Source organism: Candidatus Kuenenbacteria bacterium HGW-Kuenenbacteria-1, from assembly GCA_002839745.1.
Lineage (GTDB): Bacteria > Patescibacteriota > Patescibacteriia > UBA2591 > PGYQ01 > PGYQ01.
Map to the genome: position 1 here is coordinate 21,643 of PGYQ01000007.1, position 6,170 is coordinate 27,812.

The window sequence follows — 6,170 nt, forward strand, 5'->3', positions numbered from 1 at the left end:
AGCCCAACCGTGGGTTCAACCCGTGCAAAATGTCATAAATAAATTTGACAATTGACAAAAAAATATGAAATAATAAATAAACCAAAATCTAAATTTTATTTTTTATTAAATCGCGTATAATTTTACATGCGCGAAAAAAGGAATCAATTATGGAACCTAATACTGGATTAGATCTTAAATCATTGGCCGTTGCCATTGCTATTGGTTTGGGAGCAATGGGTCCTGGAATCGGAATTGGACTTTTAGCCTCAAAAGCCATGGAAGCAATTGGAAGAAATCCTGAAGCTTCAGGAAAAATTCAAACAGCCATGATTTTAGCTATTGCTTTTACTGAAGCAATAGCAATTTATGCTTTAGTGGTCGCATTAATTATTAAATTTACATAAAACTATTTAACGTCTAAATTTATTTTCTAGTTTTTATTGCTTTATATGTTTCAACTATTTCATAATTTAGGAATTGAACCATTGCTTCTGCTTGCCCAGATAGTAAATTTTTTTTTATTGCTTTTTATATTAAAAAAATTTTTATATCATCCAGTTATTAAAATACTTGATGAACGAGCAAAAAAAATAGAAAAAAGCTTAAAAGAAGCGGAAGAAATTAGAAAAAAAAGAATAGAAATAGAAGAGCAAAAAATAGAAGAACTTTTAAAAGCAAGAATAAAAGCAGAAGAAATTTTAAAAAAAGCAAAAGAAATAGGAGAAAAAATAAGGATAGAAATAAATAATGAAACAGAGCAAAAGACTCAAGAAATGATTTTAAAAGCGCAACAAGAGATAAAACAAGAAAAAATAAAAGTAATAGAAGACGCAAAAAAAGAAATTGGGGATTTAGTAATTTTATTAGCTGAAAAAATGCTTAAAGAAAAAATAGACCAAAAAAAAGATAAAGAATTAATTGAAAAAATAATTAAATTTTAATTATTTTTGATATTAATAAAGATTTAAATTTACAAAAAGTCATTTAAGAATGCTATTAAAATAGCATTCTTAAATGAAAAAATTAAAAGAGAAGAAAAAAATATAACGAATTAAATCTACAATTATAAATTTATCCATGGAGAGGTGCCTGAGTGGTTGAAAGGGGCACCCTGCTAAGGTGTTATACCTTAATCGGTATCGAGGGTTCGAATCCCTCCCTCTCCGCCAGTTAGGAAATGTCTTTGCTGGCTCGCCCTCTACGAGGGCTCGCCAGCCGATTTTAAGCGCAAATTGGAATTTTTTTTCTGGTTCCGGAGTATGTTTTTTTTGTTCTTTTTTTACCATATAATTTTTATTTTATCACCGACATGTAATTTTTCAGCATGAATATAGAGTCGGCTTTCAAATGATTTCTAATCCACGCTTTTTCTTTTTCACTATCAACAAGCTCTCCCAATCCCTGCAACATCTGATTGTCTTTAACTTTTTCTATAAATGATATGCAATCAGCCAAATATTCCTTGGTAGTTTTACTGGTTCTTTCTTTGATCACTTCAGCGTTAATATCCCAATTGCTTTTGGCAAAATAATGAATATCAAAAATATCTCTCATGGCAGTTTCATTCCTTAGAGTTAAAGCTGAGAGCTTACTAGCAAACAAATAATCTTTTTTAGCGACAAACATGGAGATACCGAGATATTCTTTCATCTCGTAGTGGTTTTGGATATTTTCTACCAATTTTCTGACATTAATTTCAACCTTGATATTGTGGTCATCATCGCCGTAGGAGAGCAGGGCAAAGACAGTAAACCTCTTGATGTACTGATCTTTAACCTCTCCGTACTTGCCTAAAATAGCTACAATTTTTTCAAATACCATTTTTTGATTTTCCTCGTTCACTACCAGTAAATCAAAATCCAAGTCTACCGAAAATCTCGGCAGGTTATAAAATAAATAGGCACAAGTACCACCCTTAAATCCCAAGAGCGGACTGATTGTGACATCGGTATAGATGTCTTTCAAAACCTGCCCCATTATTAATTGATGTTTTTCTCTATTGAGCATAATTTTTGCAATATTTATTCAATCGTTTTATCAATTGCTTGTTGTTGTAAATTTTTACTAACTCATTGCACTTTTCCCAATTGATTGATTTCAAATTATCAAAGTAGTAATTCGGAAATAAATAAATCATATCCAAGAATGCTCTTTCCGGAGTGGCCACGCTGTAGTTGCCTTTACTAACGACACCGGTGGAATTGTAAAGAACCGCATCTTTTAATTTTCTAAAGGTAAAAGTGTATTTATCTATGGTCATAGTTTTCGGCCATTTTGATGCCACGAAGATCGTATCGTAGTGCTGGAAAATAACACCGGCTTCTCTCAAAACTGTCTCAAAGCTGATATAAGCCGGTGTATAGATACTGATTGCTAATTCTTTCGGATTGTAGTCTTTGTTCTTGGCAAAAACTCCCCGAGTTAGTCTGATCAGGGCTTTTTGCTTTACGTAGTAGGCAGTTTTGGCATATAGACTTTCCTCGTTGTTTTCTTGCCAAATTAAAGCCAAGTCCTTATTGGTTAGGATTGTCTTTGAAGATTGGTATAATTTTGTGATTAAGCTATCCATATTGATAATATATGATGGAACTGATAAATTATCATAGTTCCATTGTATATTATTGACAAATATTAGTCAAGCGATATTAAAAAAGCTTATTTTACGTCTATTTTTTGTTTTTAAGCCAGTAAGCTCCAAAATAAGTGGCAATCGGCATTGATAGGGCAACACCAATACTGCCGACAAATGTTCTGACAATTTCAGTTGCTATCATTTCATTGTTGATGATCTGGCTAAAAGATAAAAATGGTTCTTGCTAAATTGTAAATAAAAGCAATAACGGCAAAGAAGCTCCGACATAAGTCAAAAATAAAGTATTTACCATCGTCCCTAAATGAGTATTCCCGACTTTAAAAGAGACCCTACATAAAATTGTTCTGGCGGGGTTTAAGCAATTCGAATTAAGTGGGTCGCACTGTTGTCATAAGTATTGCAAAACATAGGAATTTTGTAAATATGTGGCGTACGATTTTTCCCGCCCTTGATTTATTTTTTTTAATCTTATACAATCTTACATATAATATATATAAGATTATGAACAATAAATTCAACAATAGAATACAGAATCTTTCGCAGGATATTTATAAGCTTATAGACGAAATTGATTTATTAAAAAGCAAATGGGTTTCCGGCGCGAAGCTGGATTCACAGGTGCTTGGCAAACTTAAAAAATCCGTGCTTGTCACTTCAACTGGCGCCTCTACAAGAATTGAGGGATCGGAGCTTTCTGATGAAGACGTCGAGCGAGTGATACGCGGGCTTTCCATCCAAAAATTCAAGAATCGCGACAAGCAAGAAGTCCGTGGCTATTTTGAAATTCTCACTAATGTTTTTGAAACGTTTAAGTCAATCCCTTTTTCCGAAAGCACAATCAAATTTTTCCACAGAGAATTATTGAAATATACCGAGAAAGATATTGTTCATCGTGGAAACTACAAATCAACCGATAATAAAGTGGCAATGGTTAATTCCGATGGTGAACCGACTCAAATCTTGTTTGATACGACTTCGTCATTTTTAACACCAAAAGAAATGCAGGAATTGGTTGAATGGACACAGAATGCTTTTTTGGAAAAGAAATTTCATCCACTCGTAATTATTGGAAATTTTATTGTTGAGTTTTTACTTATTCATCCCTTCGCCGATGGCAACGGGCGACTTTCACGCGTTCTGTCTAATTTACTTCTACTCCAACACGGCTATGAATATATGCCATATATTTCTCAAGAAAAATTAATTGAAGATAATAAGCCGGAATATTATGTCGCCCTACGACAAAGTCAAAAAACTTTTCGTACCGATAAAGAAAATATAGTTCCGTGGCTTTCCTTTTTCTTTAAAATAATTCTTGAACAATCTAAAAGAGCCATTCAACTGCTTTCAAAAGAAGAAGTTGGAAAGCTTTTATCTCCGCAACAACAAATCATCTGGGATTTTGTTTTGAAATCCAATACCGAGATTACACCATTAGAGATATTCAAAGCAACGAACATCCCTCGACCGACAATTAATCAAGCACTCGTTAAACTTTTGCGGTTGAAATGGATCGAAAAAATTGGATTGGGAAGGGGGACGAGGTACAAGAGGAATAAATAATATGTAGGCTCTGCCGTATCCGAGTCGCGCGAAGCGTGGCGAGAACAGAATTCCGTTCGAGCTATTTTTAGAATACACCGCCAAGTTTTACATTCAGCGAAATTGAAAGATGTTGTCTCGGCGCAAAATGAAAAACAAAGAAAACTTTTTTTTGACTAGCTCTCCGCCAACTGGCGGAGAGTGGTGGCGTGGCTGGCTTCCTTAGTTGGGTTTGCTTAAAAAATTTTAAAAAAATCCTAAATCCTTTTAGGATTTTTTTAATTGTTCCACGTGGAACAATTTATAATTAAAAATTTTTTTATTGATATTTTTAAAAAATTTTGCTATATTAAACAAAGTTTTTAAAAAATTCAATTTTATTATTTTTTTCTTATGGAAATTATAATTAATTTTAATTTATTCTCTGCTCTATCTTCTTTAATAGACTTGGGAAATAATCCACCAATAGTAATTACTTGGATTATTATTAAAAACGGTGGTTGGTTTTTTATTGCTTGGGCTATTTTAGAAGGGCTTTGGGATGTACGAATGGAACATATTACAGGTGCATATGCAGCCTCTACTGATCATATATTATTGGCCTTTAAAATTCCTAAAGAAAGTGAAACAAACCAACAAAGCCCTAAAGCAGTAGAACATATTTTTAGTCAAATAATGGGTGCATATACATCTATTAATACTGTAGAAAAATATTGGGGAGGAAGGATTCAGCCAAAGTTTTCTTTGGAAATTATTAGTATAGAGGGATATATTCAATTTTTAATTCGTACACCAGTTAAATTTCGCAATTTAATAGAATCAGCATTTTACGCCCAATATCCAGAAGCAGAAATTTTTGAAGTGGCTGATTATACTAAAAACATTCCTATTGAAAAATTTCCTAATGAAGAATATGAGTTAACAGGATCAGAAATAATTTTAGCTAAAGACGATATTTATCCAATTAAAACTTATCCGCAGTTCGAACATCCTTTAACTCAAGAACTCAAAGACCCATTGGCTTCTTTATTAGAATCCTTGAGCAGACTTCAAAAAGGCGAACAACTTTGGCTCCAAATAGTCATTACTCCTGATTTAAAAGCCAATAAACCTCTTCGAGAAAAAGGACTTAGAGTTATAAACAAAATGGCTGGAAAAAAAGAAAAAGTTCATGAAAATATAAGTGATAAAGGAATAAATATTTTTATGAAAACTTTGGATGCTTTTGGCGAAATGATTCTTCCTTTATGGAAACCGGCTGGACCCAAAAAAGAAGAACTTCCTAGTATGATGCTTCATTTAACTTCAGGAGAAAAAGTGATTATAGAAGCAATAGAAGAAAAACTTTCTAAAATAAGCTTTTCAACCAAAATACGTTTTGTTTATTTAGCCAAAAAAGAAGTTTTTGACTCTAAAAAAGGGTTGAATGCTGTTTTTGGAACATTTTATCAATTTTTTGCTTTAAATTTAAATAATCTTAAACCAAATTCAAGAACAATGATAAAAAAGTTTTATTTTTTTAATAAAACAAGAAAAAATTTCAGAAAAACCAGACTATTAAAATATTTTAGATCTAGAGAAAGAACCGGAGGATCAACTGCTTTTATGTTAAACATAGAAGAACTGGCGACTATTTTTCATTTTCCTATACTTAGCGTTGTTAAAACTCCTTCTATTCAAAAAACTAAAAGTAAAACTGCTGAGCCTCCTTTTGCTTTACCCACTGGTGATGAAAGCATAAACTTAAGACAAACATTTAGGCATATAGCATCGCCTTATTCTGTTGTATCAGAAGAAATGAAAGAGAAAACTCCTTTACCAATTAATTTACCAATAAAATAAAATTTATAAATCAAGAAACCAAAATTTACCAAAACTTAAGAAATTATAAATTATAAATTTTAAATTATAAATGGTTCGACTTTGCTCTTCACAAGTTTTAAATTATAAATTTTATGAATAGTCAAACTAAAATTTGTCAAAATTGCGAAAAGAAATTTATAATCGAACCCGATGACTTTTTATTTTACGAAAAAAATAAATGTTTCTCCCC

Annotated in this window: 8 protein-coding genes and 1 tRNA gene; 5 read left to right on the forward strand and 4 right to left on the reverse strand. The window is 32.0% G+C overall.

Features of this window, described 5'->3' with window-relative positions; translation table 11 throughout:
• The first annotated feature begins 149 nt into the window (after nt 1-149).
• The 3 genes from atpE (at nt 150) to CVV26_02090 (ending at nt 1,151) form a co-directional block, all read left to right on the forward strand.
• Nucleotides 150-386, forward strand: a complete 237-nt coding sequence (gene atpE / locus CVV26_02080) for an ATP synthase F0 subunit C (GenBank protein PKL72330.1) — start codon at nt 150-152, stop codon at nt 384-386.
• Nucleotides 387-431: 45 nt separating this feature from the next.
• Complete coding sequence (gene atpF / locus CVV26_02085) at nt 432-923, forward strand: ATP synthase F0 subunit B (GenBank protein ID PKL72331.1); 492 nt, start codon at nt 432-434, stop codon at nt 921-923.
• 138 nt (nt 924-1,061) lie between these two features.
• Nucleotides 1,062-1,151, forward strand: a tRNA-Ser gene (locus CVV26_02090).
• A gap of 124 nt (nt 1,152-1,275) precedes the next feature.
• On the opposite strand, the gene CVV26_02095 is transcribed toward CVV26_02090, so the two are convergent.
• From CVV26_02095 to CVV26_02110, 4 genes are all read right to left on the reverse strand, one after another.
• A complete protein-coding gene (locus tag CVV26_02095; protein PKL72332.1) occupies nt 1,276-1,989 on the reverse strand; it encodes a hypothetical protein in 714 nt (237 codons plus the stop codon).
• Complete coding sequence (locus tag CVV26_02100) at nt 1,979-2,551, reverse strand: hypothetical protein (GenBank protein ID PKL72333.1); 573 nt, start codon at nt 2,549-2,551, stop codon at nt 1,979-1,981. Before CVV26_02100 ends, CVV26_02095 begins: the two co-directional genes overlap by 11 nt.
• A 97-nt stretch (nt 2,552-2,648) precedes the next feature.
• Nucleotides 2,649-2,756 carry a hypothetical protein gene (locus CVV26_02105; protein PKL72334.1) on the reverse strand — a complete coding sequence of 36 codons (108 nt, stop codon included), beginning with the start codon at nt 2,754-2,756 and terminating at the stop codon, nt 2,649-2,651.
• Between the two features lie 42 nt (nt 2,757-2,798).
• Nucleotides 2,799-2,867 carry a hypothetical protein gene (locus tag CVV26_02110; GenBank protein ID PKL72337.1) on the reverse strand — a complete coding sequence of 23 codons (69 nt, stop codon included), beginning with the start codon at nt 2,865-2,867 and terminating at the stop codon, nt 2,799-2,801.
• 80 nt (nt 2,868-2,947) lie between these two features.
• Here CVV26_02110 and CVV26_02115 point away from each other — a divergent pair, with 80 nt between their 5' ends.
• Together CVV26_02115 and CVV26_02120 are read left to right on the forward strand one after the other, a co-directional pair.
• Nucleotides 2,948-4,138, forward strand: coding sequence for a Fic family protein (locus CVV26_02115; protein PKL72335.1), 1,191 nt, complete (start codon nt 2,948-2,950; stop codon nt 4,136-4,138).
• A gap of 372 nt (nt 4,139-4,510) precedes the next feature.
• Nucleotides 4,511-5,959 carry a hypothetical protein gene (locus CVV26_02120; protein ID PKL72336.1) on the forward strand — a complete coding sequence of 483 codons (1,449 nt, stop codon included), beginning with the start codon at nt 4,511-4,513 and terminating at the stop codon, nt 5,957-5,959.
• Nucleotides 5,960-6,170 lie beyond the last annotated feature (211 nt).